12 protein-coding genes are annotated in these 16,090 nt (G+C 68.4%); 4 read left to right on the top strand and 8 right to left on the bottom strand.

Features of this window, described 5'->3' with window-relative positions; all coding sequences use genetic code 11:
• Positions 1 to 58: 58 nt before the first annotated feature.
• A complete protein-coding gene (locus tag ENSA7_RS22490; protein WP_106091383.1) occupies positions 59 to 2,371 on the bottom strand; it encodes an FG-GAP repeat domain-containing protein in 2,313 nt (770 codons plus the stop codon).
• Between the two features lie 229 nt (positions 2,372 to 2,600).
• Between ENSA7_RS22490 and ENSA7_RS22485 the strand changes: the two genes are divergently transcribed.
• From ENSA7_RS22485 to ENSA7_RS42445, 3 genes are all read left to right on the top strand, one after another.
• The gene (locus ENSA7_RS22485; protein ID WP_106091382.1) at positions 2,601 to 4,142 is read left to right on the top strand and encodes a Y-family DNA polymerase; all 1,542 of its coding nucleotides are present in this window, start codon (positions 2,601 to 2,603) and stop codon (positions 4,140 to 4,142) included.
• Positions 4,143 to 4,398: 256 nt separating this feature from the next.
• Positions 4,399 to 5,403 carry an IS21 family transposase gene (istA, locus tag ENSA7_RS22480; protein WP_106091381.1) on the top strand — a complete coding sequence of 335 codons (1,005 nt, stop codon included), beginning with the start codon at positions 4,399 to 4,401 and terminating at the stop codon, positions 5,401 to 5,403.
• Positions 5,404 to 5,694: 291 nt separating this feature from the next.
• Positions 5,695 to 5,913 (top strand): hypothetical protein, encoded by a 219-nt coding sequence (locus tag ENSA7_RS42445; protein WP_146158007.1) that lies wholly within the window; start codon positions 5,695 to 5,697, stop codon positions 5,911 to 5,913.
• Here ENSA7_RS42445 and ENSA7_RS22470 read toward each other — a convergent pair.
• The 3 genes from ENSA7_RS22470 to ENSA7_RS22455 all read right to left on the bottom strand — a co-directional run bounded on the left by ENSA7_RS22470 (position 5,841) and on the right by ENSA7_RS22455 (position 9,693).
• A complete protein-coding gene (locus tag ENSA7_RS22470; RefSeq protein WP_106091379.1) occupies positions 5,841 to 7,025 on the bottom strand; it encodes a Tc toxin subunit A-related protein in 1,185 nt (394 codons plus the stop codon). The two genes, ENSA7_RS42445 and ENSA7_RS22470, sit on opposite strands and share 73 nt — an antisense overlap.
• Positions 7,026 to 8,813: 1,788 nt before the next feature.
• Positions 8,814 to 9,158 (bottom strand): DnaJ domain-containing protein, encoded by a 345-nt coding sequence (locus tag ENSA7_RS22460; protein ID WP_106091377.1) that lies wholly within the window; start codon positions 9,156 to 9,158, stop codon positions 8,814 to 8,816.
• Positions 9,159 to 9,345: 187 nt separating this feature from the next.
• Complete coding sequence (locus ENSA7_RS22455) at positions 9,346 to 9,693, bottom strand: protein kinase domain-containing protein (protein WP_244923880.1); 348 nt, start codon at positions 9,691 to 9,693, stop codon at positions 9,346 to 9,348.
• A gap of 50 nt (positions 9,694 to 9,743) precedes the next feature.
• On the opposite strand from ENSA7_RS22455, the gene ENSA7_RS22450 reads away from it, so the two are divergent.
• Positions 9,744 to 9,935, top strand: coding sequence for a hypothetical protein (locus ENSA7_RS22450; protein ID WP_106091375.1), 192 nt, complete (start codon positions 9,744 to 9,746; stop codon positions 9,933 to 9,935).
• 157 nt (positions 9,936 to 10,092) lie between these two features.
• On the opposite strand, the gene ENSA7_RS22445 is transcribed toward ENSA7_RS22450, so the two are convergent.
• From ENSA7_RS22445 to ENSA7_RS22430, 4 genes are all read right to left on the bottom strand, one after another.
• Positions 10,093 to 12,885: a serine/threonine-protein kinase gene (locus ENSA7_RS22445; protein ID WP_106091374.1), complete on the bottom strand. Its 2,793-nt coding sequence runs from the start codon at positions 12,883 to 12,885 to the stop codon at positions 10,093 to 10,095.
• A gap of 221 nt (positions 12,886 to 13,106) precedes the next feature.
• Entirely contained in the window at positions 13,107 to 14,327 is a 1,221-nt protein-coding gene (locus ENSA7_RS22440; RefSeq protein ID WP_106091373.1) for a TRM11 family SAM-dependent methyltransferase, read from the bottom strand.
• Between the two features lie 55 nt (positions 14,328 to 14,382).
• Positions 14,383 to 14,967 carry a hypothetical protein gene (locus ENSA7_RS22435; protein WP_106091372.1) on the bottom strand — a complete coding sequence of 195 codons (585 nt, stop codon included), beginning with the start codon at positions 14,965 to 14,967 and terminating at the stop codon, positions 14,383 to 14,385.
• Between the two features lie 32 nt (positions 14,968 to 14,999).
• The coding region (locus ENSA7_RS22430) for an FG-GAP repeat domain-containing protein (RefSeq protein ID WP_146158006.1) at positions 15,000 to 16,090 on the bottom strand (1,091 nt) is incomplete at its 5' end.

Raw genomic sequence — 16,090 nt, 5'->3', positions numbered from 1 at the left:
AGTGCCAACGGGGGTCCGAGTGCCAGCTCAGGGTGCCACGATTGAAAACAGACCCAGCTCAGCCGATGATGTCACAGGCCACTTCTTCGTGGTGAACGTCGTTGTCGGTCCGGCACTGATGCCAGGGGTGCTCTGGCATGCCGTCGTCGACGACCACCCACAGGTCCTGATCGCCGTCCTGGATCGCCTGTGGCACCAAGTTGCTGTCGAGCGGCACGTTCTCGGCTTCGGCCGGATACAGGGTCTTGGTCGTCATCCCCTGCGCCAGCAGGTTGCCGCCGAGGCTGGGGTCACCGTCGTAGAAGCCGACCAGCACGCCCGCCGGGACCGACGCCTGGCCGATGTTGCGGACCCGAGCGAACACCTCGTAGCCGCCCTGGCACAGCGACTGAAGATCCACGACGAGGTCGGGCGCAGAAAATTCACCTAGCGGCTGCACGTTCTGGCGGAAGTTGTTGAGGCCCTCGGTCAGCCAGTTGGGCATCTCCTGGGCTGGGATGCTGCCGTCCTCGTTGACGTTGGTCACGTGGTAGTGGTGCTGATTCCAGATCCTGCGGGTCCGCACCCACTTGCCGAGCTCGTCGCCGAACACCCGCACGCCGGTCTGCTTGGTGTCCTCGCAGGTGATCGAGGAGTAGTCGTTGGAGACGACCACGATGTCGGCGTGGCCGTCGTTGTCGACGTCAGCCACGACCGGGAGCTCGCGCAAGGTCCCGGTCGTGTTGCAGGTCTGCCAGAGCACGTCGCCGTTGGTGCCCCGATAGATCCGCAGGTACCACTCGTCGCTGTAGACGACCTCGGCCGAGCCGTCGCCGTCGAAGTCGAACACCGAGCTGCCAGTCTGCGCCGACGAGCAGTCGTGGGTCTGCGAGATCCACAAGAACGCGTCGAGGTCGGCGACCATGGGATCCATGACCTTGGTGCCGTCGAGCACCGCGTAGCCGACCCCGCCCGCGATCGCGACGTCGGGGGTGCCGTCGCCGTTGAAGTCGGCGACGGTCGGCGGTCCGCCGCCGGCCGTGTTGCCGGCGCTGTTGGGGGGACACAGCGCGGGCGACAGCGGCCCGTTGATGTCGAGGTTCTGCCGATCAATCACGATCTGCTGGGTCTGCTGATCCCAGTGATAGATGTGCACGGTGTGCGTGGCGAATTGCGCGACGATGATCTCGGGGTTGAAGTCGAGGTCGAGATCCGCCGCCGCCGTCCAGTTGCCGGTCAGGCCGGTCATGGCCAGCAGCGTGCCGTCGGCCTCGTACACCGCCTGCGGCCCGGCGATCTCGAGGTTGCCGTCGCCGTCGATGTCGATCGCCTGGACCGTGTTCTGGGTGATCCCAAACGTGGCCTTGGTCGCCCCGGTCGCCGCGTCGAGCACCCCGCCGCGGACCACGATCTCGACCTGCCCGTCGTGGTCGAGATCGGCGAGCGAGGGCATCAGGCAGCCGCCCGCGTAGGCTGACGTCCACAGCTCGGTGCCGTCGGGGTTGAACGCGCGGACCTGACCCCCGACCGCGCACGCGAACAGCTCCGAGCCCGGCATCCCGCCGATGTCGCCAGCCGCGATCTCGACCCCCGGGTGCAGCTGCGGACCCTGGGGGTTGACCGCCCACTTCTCGACCACGGCGCCGTCGACGATCGAGACCGCGTGGAGCGTGCCGTTGTTGTTGTAGTCGCCCGCGAAGAAGCTGGAGAACACGATCTCGGGGATGTCGCGCTCGTCGACCACGCCGTCGCAGGTGTCGTCGTCGAGCTGGGTGACGATCGGCGACATCATGACGTGCAGGTCTGGCACGTGGAATTTGAGCTCGGGCGCGAAGTTGGTCTCGGGGAAGAACTCGCAGACCGGCAGGCAAGTCAGCTCTTCGTCGGGATCTGGCCGCTCGCCGGGCGGGCAGTCGGGCGGGCTCGGCAAGCACTTCCCGGTGGCGATGCTCGTGCCCTGGCACATGTCCATGCCGCCGGCCGGATCACCGAGGCTGTACTCGCAATAGTAGTCCTCGGGGCACTCGCTGGCGTCGACGCACTCGTCACCTGGGACCACGCACTCGGCGAACGAGCAGACCTGATCGCCGCTGCAGCAGACCCCCGCACAGATCGCGGCCTCGTCACAGCACATCCCGTCGATGCACTGTTGATTGTCGTCGCAGACCGGGTCGCACTCGGGCGGGAGGTCGGGGTCGCCGAGGGTCTCGCTGGCGTCCGCCGAGTCGGCGGTCTCGTCCGTGTTGGCCGAGTCGGCGGTCTCGGACCCGGTGCCCTGGGTCACGCCGACCTCGGTGTCGGTCGAGGTCCGACCGTCGTTGTTGTTGCCGCAGGCGATCAGCGACAGGGCGAGACACGGCCAGGCGAGTTGAAGCAAGCAAGTCGAGCGCATGGGTGTCACACAAGCACGGGCGCCCGTCGGTCTCAACTGCTTCGCTGGGAGACAGCGCCCGGTTCGCAGAGCGCCCACAGCCAGGCAGGATCCTGACCCGAGCTGAAGACTGTCCTTTCGGGCAAGCGCGGCGGGCTGCCGTCCGCCGGGCGGGCGGCCCCACGCGGGCGCCCACGCTGTCCAGCGCTACCCCCTTGAACACTGCTGACACGTTCAGTATACCGATCCAATGTCCTCTCAGGGCCGGGCCGCGGGCGCAGACGAGCACGAGCGCGTGGCCTGTGTCGAGCTCCCTGCCCTGCCCTTGCAGCTGCTGTTGCTCGATCAACCCAGCTGGCGCGAGCACCCGGTCGCGGTCGTCGAGGCCGACCGCCCGCAGGCCAAGTTGATGTGGGTCAACGAGCACGCGCGACGCCTGCGGGTGCTGCCAGGCATGCGCTTCGCGGCCGCGCGCAGCCTCGCGCCGCAGCTGCGCGCGTCGGTCATCTCGGCCGAACGGATCGAGCACGCGGTGTCCGATCTGTTCGGCGTGCTGCTCAATTTTTCGCCGCGCGTCGAGCCTGGTGATCTTCAGCAGCCTGGCAGCTTCTGGATCGATCCCTCGGGCATGATCCCGCTGTGGGGTGAGCTCGGCGCGTGGGCCATGGCCATGCACCAGGCCGTGAGCGCGGCTGGGTTCACGGCCACGGTCATCGTGGGGTTTCACCGGTTTCGCTGCCTCGCTATTGCCCGCAGCCAGGCCGCGCGCGCCAGCGCCTGGGTCATCACGGATCCTCGTCGCGAAGCCCGAATGGCCGCGGCCGCGCCCCTCGATCGCCTGGGGATCTCGGCCCGGCTGCGCGACGCCCTCGCGGGTCTCGGCGTCCGCACGCTCGGCGAGTTCATGGCGCTGCCGGGGCCCGAGCTGCGCGTGCGGTTTGGCGTCGAGGCCGAGCGCCTGCACGAGCGCGGCAGCGATGGTCACTGGGCGCCGATGCAGGCCCGCGCGCTCGTCGATCCAGTCATCGAGCGCGTCGAGCTCGATCCTCCCGAGGGCGACGTCACCCGCCTGCTGTTTCGCATCAAGCCAGTGCTCGAGCGGCTGCTCGCGCAGCTCGCCGATCGCGGCTCGGCGATGTCGGGTCTGCACCTGCGCCTGCGCCTCGATCACGCGGGCGGGCTCGAGCAGCGACTCGAGCCCGCGGCCCCCACCCTCGACACCATGCAGGTGCTCGAGCTGCTGCGCCTGCGGATCGACGCGCTCGAGCTGCCCGCGGCTGTCGAAGAGTTCACCCTCGAGCTCGAGGGTCAGCGCACCGATCCCGGCCAGATCGCGCTATTTCGTACGCAAGCCCGGCGCGATCTCGAAGCCGCCGATCGAGCGATCGCCCGCCTGTGTGCGGCGCTGGGCCCCGAGGCCATCACCCACCCGCAGCTGCGCGCCGCTCACTTGCCCGAGGCCCGCCTGAGCTTTGTCCCCACCGCCCACGTGCGCTTCCCCGAGCCGCGCAACATGCAGGTCGAGGGCGAGCTTCCACCACGGATCCGTCGACTGCTGCACCGCCCCAAGCGCTTGCCACCCCGGCCCCGTCACGAAGCTGACGGCTGGGTCATCGACCCCGAGCTCGGCCCCGTCAGTCGTTTGCATGGACCCTATCGCGCGAGTGGGGGTTGGTGGGTGCGCGAGGTCGAGCGCGACTACTACTTTGCACAGACCCGCAGCGGCGCCGTGCTCTGGGTGTTCTACGATCGCCCCCGGCGACGCTGGTTCTTGCATGGGTGGTTGGAATGAATGCGGAACGCAAATAGCCCGATCGCACGACTCGATAACTAGGTATGTCCGCCCCCCGAGCACCCCAAGGCCACGCAAAGAGGCGCTTTGGAGCCCCCTCAAAGGGAGGCCACACATGCGGATGCAAACAAACGCCCCCACCTGGGCAGAGATTCTGGCCCACCTGGGCAAGGATTCCGGAGCACCTGGGCAGAGATTCCGGGCCACTTGGGCACCGATCGCGTGACTGGCACAGCGCCGACGGCATCGTCGGCGGATGCGACGTCACCCCATGCGACGAATCCGAGAAGTCCTCCGTCTCGAGCACGAACTCGAGTACCGCGAGGCCTCGGTGCACGACCCCCAGAAGCGGCGCCCCTATCAGTACGCTCAGTTCTGCGAGCGTCATGGAAAATTCCGCGGGCAAGTCGACGCGTCGATGCACCAAGAACATCGCGCTGGCGAGAAGGTCTTCGTCGACTACTCCGGCATGAAGCCGACGATCGCCGACCGCGAGACCGGCGAGGTGATTGAGGTCGAGCTCTACGTCGCCGTGCTCGGCGCGAGCAACTACACCTACGCCGAGGCGACGCTGACCCAACAGCGCGACGTGTTCATCGCCTCGACGGCCCGCGCGTTCGAGTACTTCGACGGCGTTCCCGCGATCACCGTCCCCGATCGGCTGCGCAGCGCGGTCAGTGGGCCCGACCGAATCGACCCCGAGATCAACCCGGGCTTCGCCGAGTTTGCCGAGCACTACTCGACGGCGGTGATCCCCACCCGAGCCCGCAAGCCGAAGGACAAGGCCAAGGTCGAGACCGGGGTGAAGATCGCCCAGAGCTGGATCCTGGCGCGGCTTCGCAACATCACCTTTTTCTCCCTCGACGACCTCAACGTCGCGATCGACAAGCTGCTCGAGGCTCTGAACGACAAGCCGTTTCAGAAGCTCGAGGGCTGCCGACGCAGCGCCTACGAAGAGCTCGACAAGCCGGCCCTACGACCGCTGCCCCCGCGTCGCTTCGAGCCATCGAACTGGAAGACGGCCAAGGTCCACATCGACCACCACGTCGAATTCGATCACCGCTACTACAGCGCGCCGCACCACTTGATCGGCACAAAGGTCTGGGTCCGCGCGACCGTCAACAGCGTGGAGCTGCTGCTCGACGGTCGACGCATCGCCAGCCACAAGCGCTCCTATGGCCGCAAGGGCACCTTGTCACCGATGAGGCCCATCGTCCCAAGTCGCATCGTGAGTACGGCGCGTGGCCACCTCAGCGAGTGATCGCCTGGGCCTCCGAGCTCGGCGTCAACACGGGCAAGGTCGTCGAGCGGATCATCGCCGACAAGCCGCACCCCGAGCAGGGCTACCGCTCGTGCCTGGCGCTGATCCGCGACGTCAAGACCTACTCGACCGAGAGGGTCGAGGCCGCGTGCGCGCGGGCGCTGAAGATCAACGCGCCGACGCGACGCAGCGTCCTGGCGATCCTGCGCAACGGACTCGACCGCGTCGCCCTCGAGGACGAGGACCCTGTCCAAACTCCCGAGCCGATCTCCCACGACAACGTACGCGGCGGTGACTACTACGCGACCGGCTCCGACGTGCCGACAGATCCCGACGACGACAACCTCGAGCCTCAACTTCGACTTCAACTTCAACCCGAACCCCAACCCGAACCCCAACCCGAACCCCAAGAACAAGACCATGCTCGACGAACAGACCTACCAAAAAATGATCGACATGAAGCTGACGGCGGGGATCGTCAGCCTCACGGCTCGGATCCGTCGCATGTAGTGCCCAGGGTGGTCGAGGTCAAACAGCACCTCCGGGATCCCAAAGTCGCAGCGCCCCGTCTCGCGGAGCGATCGCAGCTGCTCCGCGTCGACCTCCGCCAGCGACACGCTCTTGCGCAGCTCGAGCTCGCGGACGTCCCGATCCATGTACGCAAGATCGAGCCGCTCGAGGTCATGCCCGAGCCGCTCGCCGGCGAGCAGACCCTTGTGCAGGCTATCCCAGTACCCGAATTTGATGATCGGCGGCTCGGCCGGATCGATCGCAAGCTCATGCCGGTACGCCCGCTCGGCCCGCTTGGCCAGGTCGAACGCGAGCTGATTGGTCTGGAAGTACAGCGTCGCCAGCTGACTGCTCATCCAATCGTAGAGCTCACGATTACTGAATTTCGTGCGCATGTACGCGTCGACCGCCTGGGCGTGCTCGACTTGTTTTGCGTGGTTGTCGAGCTCGCGCTCGGCGATCTCGAGCCGGATCGTCGCCGCCACAATGTCCTGCGCGAGCCGCTCCGCCTCGAACTCGGCCTGCCTGCATTGTAGATCCCAGTCCTGTGCCCGCCGGTAGAAGCTGCTGTTGAGGCCAGCCCGACCGGCTTTGTAGTCTTGCTCGGCGGCCGCGTAGCTGAACCCGGACGAGATCATGTTCATGACGTTGGCGAGCTGCAGACCACCAAATGAGACGCTGGGCGGGAACACATTGATCTGTGGGAGCGCGCTCGAGATCGAGGCGGCGAGCTGTAGGCCCTGTGCGGCAGACCGCTGCTCGTGCGCCTTCGCTCCAGCGTCGAATTGCTGTTGCTCCTCCGCGGTCAGGTTGGTTTGGAACAGCTGGAAATAGTGGGTGTTGCGTTGGACGGCTGCCGCCTGCGCCGCCCCGAGCGACACGATCGCGCTGGCGGCCTCGTCGCGCTGCTTGACCCGCACCTCGCGGATCCGCGCGAGCATCTCGAGCTCCTGACTCGAGCGGATCCGGCTGAGCTGCTCGGCGTCGCGCTTCTCGATCGCCGACAACAAGCTGGCTCCAAGCGCCCGCAGGGAGCCAGCGAACGCGGACGCACGCGCGTGGACGGAGCGAAAGCGATAGGGCGGCAGGCCCGAGTCGAGGTGCCCCAGCACGGACCGTAGATCCAGCCCCGCGGCCGTGGTCGTCGCTCGGGAGCAACGCGCCAAACCGTGACGCGAACTCGCTGCGGGTGCTGGCGACGATCTGCGTGGCCGAGGTGATCCCCTGCTCGAGCAGCGCCTTGGCGGTCGCGTAGCGGCCGATCGGCGGGCTCAATCGGTAGACCCGCTGAACCCGCTCGAGGTTGGCGCGGGCCTGGGGCTGATCCGCGGGGGCGATGCCGGCCCATGGTGACGTCGCGCCGTGGAGGTAGTGGCCGATCGTGCTGTCGACGATGTCGAACGCAGGATTGTTGCTGAAGAAGGTGGCGACCCACTCGGCCTGCGGTGGTTGGTCACGCGTGAGCGCGGCGCGAAGTGACGCGGACGGATACGCGCTCTCCAGCACGTTGAACAAGGTGCGCGCGTAGGTCTGCCGGACCGTCTCCGCGTCCGCGCCCGGGATGTCATCGGGCGGTGTGACGCGGCGGTTGACGAGCATCGCGTCCCACTGAGCGATGCTCCACGCAGCCGTGTCGGCGAGCTCGGTGATCGTGGCGTCGTTGCGCTCCGCCTGAAGTGCGGCGAGGGTCGGCAGGTGGGCGCCGACCAAGGTCCCGGCTTGGACCGTGAACTTCAGCTGCGGAACCTCAGAGGCGAGGCTCGATGTCGCGGCGACCGTCCAAAATTCGTCGATCGGGCCGTCGTGTGTGAGCCAGAGCTGCGCAAAGGTTCGCTGGTGTGACTCCGACAAGCCTGCGGTGTCGAGCAGCGCCCGCTGACTGACGCCTGCGACCAGCCGAACGAGCTCAGCGTCGATCACGAGCTCACGCATCGCCGCGAGCGTTTCAGCAAGCTCAGCCTCCTGTGCCGTTGCGGAGCCATCGGCGGGCAGAGGAAGCCGCCGCTCGGCCCACGCGCCACGCATGGCGCTCGTCCACGCGCGCTCGCCAGCCCGGAGCAGACCGAGCAGATCAGCCGGCAGGCCCGCGCGCAAGAACGCATAGAAGCTCTGCGGCTTGATCATGCGATCGTCCGCGAGCCGGTGCGGCTGCACATAGGCCGCGAGGTGTGTGGAGGGCACGTCGGCCCGCCGCGCGAGCCACTCGAGCCGATCCACCGGGACATCCTTGGCTTCGGTGTTGCCCAGCAGCGGCGCGACCTTGGACTCGAGCTGGCCCCACTCGGTGCGGGCCTGGTACATGTCCGTGTTGAGCACGAGATCCACGATCGTGGTCGCCTCGAGGTCACTGATCAGCCCGGACTCGACAATATCCGCCCCGAATTGGGCGCGAACGAATACGTCCCAAAGCCGTGTGGGCGCGGCCGTCTCGGCCCACGAGATTGTGTAGATGCCGTTGGTATCGGTGCTGGCCGACGGGCCCTTTTGCGGCGAATCGCCAGTGAGACTGGTGACCTCGTGAATCGTAATGGTGGCATTGACGACGGGCGCACCGTCGTCGTCGGCCACCCGGCCGGAAACGGTGTAATTGGACATGATTGTGATTCGGGCCGCTAATGTGGCTTTTGGTGAGGCGGCCGGTCGGCCGGTTCACCGACGGGAGACGACGTTACGGAAGCCAACGCTATCAGGGTCTATCGCTGGGGCGAGCAAAATGATCACCCTTCGCGAAGATCGACCATGAGAAATCACAACGAAGAAACCGTGACGGAATCACCGTCGACGGACACGCACGCGGCTTCGTACCCCGCGTGGGCCCAGAATGAAACGCTTGCCGCCCGCGAGTCAGGGTGTGCGAGCGCTGCCCCGACTCCCGCGGCGCTAACTCGAGGTTGCGACGATCAACTTTCGCTGCGCCCGAAGGGAGCGGCGCGCTTCCGCCCGGGGTAGAGATGGGCTTCCAAGATCGCGGTCACGGTCTCTTCGATCAACGCCGACCCGACAGTGCGAGCGTCGTATTCCGCCCGGGCGGCGGGATCGACCAGCACCGCGCGGGCCTTCTCGAGCACCCGAACTCGGCCTGGTTCGGCCCGCCGCAGTTCTCGCTGGTAGGCGTCCTCGATCTCGTCGCGCTCCGCCTCCGGGCCTACTCCGAGGATCGCGTAGTAGTCGAGGTCACTCATGCTGTCGCCGCCATCGTCTCGCGGCAGCGACGCGCTCGCAACCCGCGGCGCCAGACGAGTCATCGACCCGCGCAGGACAGCGAGCCGTTTGGGTTGCAACGGCGTTGCGCGGGGCAGCATTGCTCATCGTGCCGACCGGCCGGACGGCAGAAAACCCAGCGGTCGAGCCGCGCGCGTCGGCGGTGCGACGCTTTCGTTGCCAGTCAACAGCTGGCGGAAGGAAAGCATCATGTCCATCAAGCTACAGGTACTACTCACGTTCTTCGCGACGCTCACTGCCACCAGCGGGGGGCCCCTGATCTGTGTGACCTCGTCTACACGGACACGGGCAAGCCGATCCTCTGCGAGCCCCACCGCGACGGTGCGCCGATCTACGACGACACCGTGTGCTGTGAGGGTCGCAGCTGTTCGCCTGCTCGGGGTGGTTCGGGTGCCACGGGTGAGCCCTTCTACTGCGAGTTCGGGGAGGTGCGGGCCCGAGATCGGCGATACGCGGTCGGCCATCGCTACCAAAGATGATGTTGTTGGGGTTGAGGTCGCGGTGCAGGATCCCGGCGGCGTGGATCGCCGCGAGCCCCCGACCGAACTGGACGATCATCTCCAACCTCGGCTCCCACGCCCGCGGGAGGTCCTGCTGATCGAGCGTCATTGCGGACGCTCCGCAAGGACTGTACGGGTCTGGAGCTCTCGGTCGCGGCGATGTTCAACGCTTTAGAGCTCGACGGCGTCCCCGAGGAGGTTGCTCGTATTCACGGCTTGATCGTCGGGCGCTCCCACGCGGAGTTGCAATTGGTGGAGCGCGTGCTGGTGGTCCTGCTCGAGAGTCTAGAGGACGAATGAGTTCGTTCAGGACCTCGCCCGCTTGCGCACGCCGGAGACCCCTTGTCGCTGCAACCGTTGCAGCTTCGCGCTGATCGAGCGCGGTCTGCCCTGGCTGCACACCAACCTCCCCGCCGCGACGCGGACGTCGACGGGCTCGAAGGTCTATGTGGGGTCATCATAACGAGCCCAGCCAGGTGTCGATCTCGGCGACCGAGTCGGCGCGCTGCAGCGCGACGAAGTCCGCTCGCGCGGCGTCGGCCAGCTCGCGCGCGCGCTCGAGGTTGGCCGCGGTCCCGCTCGCCCACGCCCTGGCGGCCAGCAGCCGGACCGCAGCGAGCTGCTCGCGCTCCCGCTCGATGCTGGGAGTCGCCTGCAGCGAGAGCATCAACTCGAGCGCGCCGTCGAGCTGCGGCCGGGCGTCCTCGGGCCGCTCGAGCGCGAGCAGGGCCTCGGCGAGGTGGACCTGCGTCGGCGCGAGGTCAGCGAGATCGAAGCCTCGACCCCCGCGCGCGCGCTCGAGGATCTTGAGGGCCTGCTGGTGCAGCTTGAGGGCCTCTTCGAACTGCTCGCGGCGCAGCTGAACCACCCCCTCGGCGTCGAGCGTCTTGGCCAGGCTGACCATCGCTGGGTCACCGTGGGCGCGAAAGATCGCCCGCGCGCGCTGGTGTTGGCGCAGCGACTCGTCGTAGCGCCCGAGCTCACCGAGGCTCACGGCCAATGCCGCGCTCGCGTAACCGACGTCGAGTGAATTGCTGCCGAACACCTGCTCGAGCACGGCCAGCGCCGCCTCGTAGCCGGCGACCGCGTCGGCGTGGCGCCCCTGACGATCGTCGAGGGTCGCCAGCTCGACGCGGACCGCCGCGACCTTGGGGTGCTGCTCGCCGTAGCGCCCGATCCACAGCTGCTGGGCCTGCTCGAGCGCGGACCGGGCCTCCGAGTAGCGGCCGAGGTCCCGCAAGATCGCGCCGAGCGTGGCGTGGAGCTGGGCGAGCTCGATCGGCGGCAGCGAGCCGGCGTCGGTGATCCCGGAGATGCTGGCGATCGCGGCGCGAACCTGCTGCTCGGCTTGCTCGGGCTGACCGTGGGCGACCGAGGCCAGCGCCGCGACACCGTCGAGCTCGGCGTACTCGGTCGCGCTGGCCTGCACCCGGTCGAGCACGGCCCGGGCCTCTCGCACGTGACGGCTCGCGGCTCGACCGTCGCGCGCCTTGGCGTCGACCCGGGCCAGCGCGATCAGGATGCTGCCGCGCAGACGATCGGCCCCAGCCCGCTCGGCTGCGAATTCGGCCTCTTCGAGCAGCGGCGTCACTGCGTCGTGGCCACCCGTCGCCATCACGATCTGGGCCTGGGTCAGCAGCGCGGTGGCCAAGCGGGTCTGATCTTCGAGCTCACGCGCCTTTTCGACGCAACCCATAGCCAGACGCAGCGCCTCCTCGAACCCGCCGGTCATCTCGAGGCTGTGCGCGCGATACAGATCCCGATCGAGCAGCTGCAGGACGACCTGCTGCTCGACGTTGGCGCTGGGCGCTGCGCCCTCGAGTCCTGCCTCGAGGCCCGCCCCATCCAGCTCGATCGCGGCCGCCTCGCAGCTGCTCAGCGGCGGCAGCTCGATCACGGCCTCGCGGGCCCGGGCCAGGGTCTCGGCCTTGGTGCTGATGACCTCGACCAGCTCGTCGAACTCGGCCCGCTTGCGGTTCAGGCACAGGACCCGGCGGTCGAGCATCCACGCCGACTGCGAGCCGTTGTCGGTCGCCTCGCACGACTCGCGATGCATCGCCGCCCAGTCGTGGGCCCACGCGCCGAGCTTGGCCTCGACCTCGGGTCCGAGCTCGCGGGCCCACGGCGCGTCGACCTTGGCGAACGCCGCCCGCACGGCGTCGACCCGCTCGTCGTTCCAGACCTTGGCGATCTCGTCGGCGCCGCTGGTGCAGCGTGAGGCGGGGTCGGCGGGCTCGATCCGCTGGCCGTTGGCGATCATCACCCCGGTGACCATGAGCGCGACCAGAGCCACCGACGCCACCGACCACTGCACGATCGTGCGGAGCCTGTGGCTGGGATCCCGACCGAGCTCGGCGAGCAGCTGCGCCATGTTTTCCCAGCGTCCGTCGGGATCGGGATCGAGCCCGCGCAGCAGCGCCCAGCGCAGCCAGTTGGGCACCGAGGCGCGCTTGGGCGCCGGCCCGACCCGACCATCAGTGACAGCGAGTGCCAGCTCCAGCCGGGTCTTGGCGGCGAACGGCATCTCGCCGTACAGCGCTTCGTAGAGCGCCACACAAAACGAGAACTGATCGGCGCGGTGATCCAGGGGCTTGCCCAGGTGCTGCTCGGGGGACATGTACGCAGGCGTGCCCGCCTCGCGCTCGCGCCGCTCGCTCGGATCACGGCTCCCGTCGATCCGCCGGGCGAGCCCGAAGTCCAGCACCCGCACGCGACCGTCCGCGCCAACCAGCACGTTGTCGGGCTTGAAGTCGCGGTGGACCAAGCCGGCAGCGTGGGCGGCCTCGAGGCCCCGGCCCGCCTTGGTGAAGGCCCCCAGCAGCTCCTGCCACGTCCGCCCTGGCTCGCGCATCCACTTGGACAGCGGCACGCCCTCGACGAACTCCATCGCAATGAACACGCGGCCATCGATCGTGCCGACGTCGTGCACGCTGATGACGTTGGGGTGGTTGAGCTGGGCCATGGCCTTGGCCTCGGCCAACATCCGCTGCGACGCTCGCTCGGCCTGGGCCGGATCGTCGCCGCGCTGGTGCATCAGCTTGAGCGCGATGCGCCGATCGAGGTGCGGATCGTAGGCGCCATAGACGACTCCCATCCCACCGGCGCCCATGTGGGCCAGGACCACGTAGCGACCGAGCTTGGCCCCGGGTTCGAAGTCAGCCTCGCCCGGTGAAATTTGGCCGCCAACGAGCGTGCCACTGTCGGGCTCTTTCTCGTTCGGCTCGGTCCACCTGAGTTCTTCGCTGTCCAACGGGCCTCCGGGACTTCCTCTGAGCTATCACATCGCGCGACCGAATTGGCGACCGCAGCGCGCATTTGCGGGTGATCATGTTTGGGGCAAAACGCACCGCGCCGCACGAGCCGTCCGCATCGAACCTGCGAAGGGCTGCCCTGCTTCGAGGACCCTGCGGCTGGACCGCTCGAGGAACGGCGCGGGAGATCAGTCGCCGAGTCGGGGAGCAGCCGCGGGGATCAGCCGCGCGAACCAGCGACCCCCGCCCGTCGCAGCGCCACCAGGTGCTCGCGGCGAGGCGGGCCCCCGCGCCAATCGGGTCGCGGTTGCGACGCAGCCGCCACGAACTCGAGCTCCGACCCGGGCGCGAGTCGCTCGAGTTGCTGGTCCGCGGCGACCCGCTGGCCGCCGAGCTCGGCGTCGCCCACCAACAGCACGGCCACGGCGTCGGGTCGCAATAGCTCCGCGATCGATCCCAGCACCGCATTCATTTCGTCGTCCCAACGTGTGCGTGAGTCGCCGCTGTCCTTGCCGCGCGAGAGGTAGCGGCGCGCGCCGATCTCTTTCTCTCGCAGCTTCTTGGGGTTGATCCCCAGCCACGCGTGGCGGCGCGCGTGGTGGTGCAAGTAGTCGTAGGTCCCGCCGTACGGGGGCGAGGTCAGGACCAGGTCGCAGCGGTACTCGCCGGCCAGGGTATGCGGCAGCGAGCGAGCGTCCGACAGCAGGAACCGCGGGAGGTGGTGCGGACGAGGGATCGCGGCGGACAGCTCGGCCCACGCGGCGGCCAGCTCCTCACCCTTGCGGACGAAGAACTCGGTGACCAGGCCCTTGCGCAGGCGCTTGTCAGCGGTTCGGGCCGCGGTCTCGGATCGCTGCCGCGAGAACTTCACGACGATCGCGGAGAACACCATCTCCAGCGCGAGGCGGTCGCGCTCGTCGTCGACCTTGCGGATCTCTTCGAGCAGACCCGCGAGCTCCTTGAGCACGTGGACGTCATACCAGCGCCGCTCGTCCGCCGAGATCTTGGCCTGGACGTCGTCGCGGTCGCGGACCCTCGCCGCTGACGCGGCCCCGATCGCGGCGAGCCGGTCCAAGAATCGGGTCCGCGTCTTGGGCCCGCGCCGCTCCGTCTTGACCCGGGCGAGCCGCAGCGCCAGCGGATCGAGATCGCTACCCAGCGCCCCCCAGCCGCTGATCAGGGCTTCGACCGCGACCGTCCCGCTGCCGCAGAACGGGTCGAGCACCTCGGACCCCGGCCCGACGCTGAACTCCCGCAACAGCACCCGCGCGACCGCGGGGTGCATGCGGGCCGGATAGGCGTGGAATCCGTGGATCAGCTGCGAGCGCTCGTCGCCGTCCTGGGCCCGCAGTGCCTCGACCAGGGGAAACCGGAACGCCATGTCGCCGCGGGCCTCGACCGGACCCCCGACGTTGGACAGCGCCTGTCGATCACCCGTCATGCGGCGCGACTGTGCGCGACCGACCTCGCCCGCGCAACCCCGGCGACGACGAGCGCTACTCGAGCTTCTCGGGCGCGAACTGGGCGATGCACTTGTCGAACATGTAGTCCGGGTGGGCCTGCAGCAGCTTGGCGTCTTCCTCCGAGAAGTCCTCGGGCATCACGCCCTCGATGACCTCGACCATGCAGTCGGTCGCGGGGACGCTCTGCAGCTTGGCGCACTTGGCCATCTGTACGCCGAGGTTTTGCTTCTTGTGATCGAAGAAGTCGAGCTGCGCGCCGTCGTCGTCGAAGTAGACGACCTTGATCCACTCCTCGTAGATCACGATCAGCGAGTCGCAGGCGGCCTCGAGGTTCTTCGAGGGCTTCTCGCCGGCCTTGACCAGCCGGGCCGCGATCGCGTCGAGCTTGGCCTTCTCGGCGGCCTCTTTCTCGGCCTTCTCCTGGAACGCCTTGCGCCGCGCCTCGGCGGCCTTGGCGTCGGCCTCTTTGTTCTTGTCGTCGTTGCCCGCGCCGAGCATCGCCGCGCCCGCGGCCTCGAGGTCATCGCGCTTGGCCTGCTTGCCCTCGTCGCAGGCGGTCAGGAACGGCCAAGTGAGGCAACACAGCAGTACGGATCCAGCGATCGACCGGGCTCGCATGCGCGGAATGTACCGCGAGAGCCGACCGCGGCTCAACCTGCGCCGGTCAACATCACCGCCAGCGTCCCTGCGCCAAACACGGCCACCGCCAGATCGCTGCGATCGTCGCCGTCGAGGTCTGCAGCCGCGAGATCAAAGGGCGAGTCGCCGACGAAGAATTGCGTCGGTGAGCCGAACCCGCCGTCGATCGAGGGGTAGATGGTGATCGTGTCGGCGCCCGAGTCCGCGCTGATCAGGTCAGGCCGGCCGTCGCCGCTCACGTCGACGGCGAGCACCGCGTAGGGGCTCGGCCCCACCGCCCACGCCTGCGCGGGCGCGAAGCCGCGGTCGCCAAGATTGCGCAGCGTCGAAATCGTGTCGCTGTCGTGATCGGCGGTGAGCAGATCCGGCAGCCGATCACCGTCGAGATCCGCGACCGCGAGGCCGCGCGGGCCGGCGCCCACGGCCTCGGCCTGGACCGGCGCAAACCCGCCCGCGCCGTCCCCCCAGGCCACGCTCACGGTCGAGTCCGTGCGGTTGGCCGTGACCAGATCCACGGCGCCGTCAGCGTCGAGATCGGCGAGGGCGAGGTCGTAGGGCTCGGCGCCAACGGTCACGCTCGAGCTCACGGGCACCGCCCCCAGGCCGTCGTTGAGCAGCACGTAGACGGCGTCGCCAGACTCGTCGACGACGGCGACGTCGGGCCACTCGTCGGCGTCGATCAGCCCGACCGCGACCGAGCGCGGGGTCGCGCCGGTGGTTGCGAAGGGGGTCGGTCCAAAGCTGCCGGTTCCGTCGCCGTAGCTGACGCCGGTGCCCGCTGGCGTGAACACGTTGGCGAACGCGAGATCGCTGAAGCCGTCCATGTCGATGTCGCCCGCCGCGACGCCGCGAACCCCCAGGCCCACGCCGCTGATCACGGGATCGCCGACGAACTCGCCGCCGCCGAGCCCCAGGACCACGCGCACGCCCGACGCCGAGACGCTCGACACCACCAGGTCGAGCTCGAGATCGGCGTCGATGTAGTCGATCAGCACCGTCGTTGGCGGCGCGCCCAGCTGCAGGAAGCCACCGCTGTTGAAGCACACGTCGCCAGCTCGCGGCGCGTCGCATGGGTCGGCGTCGCCATCACCGTCTCCATCAC

Source organism: Enhygromyxa salina (assembly GCF_002994635.1).
Lineage (GTDB): Bacteria > Myxococcota_A > Polyangia > Nannocystales > Nannocystaceae > Plesiocystis > Plesiocystis salina_B.
The sequence above is the reverse complement of the archived record's forward strand: the minus strand, read 5'-3'. Positions and strand labels throughout refer to the sequence as shown.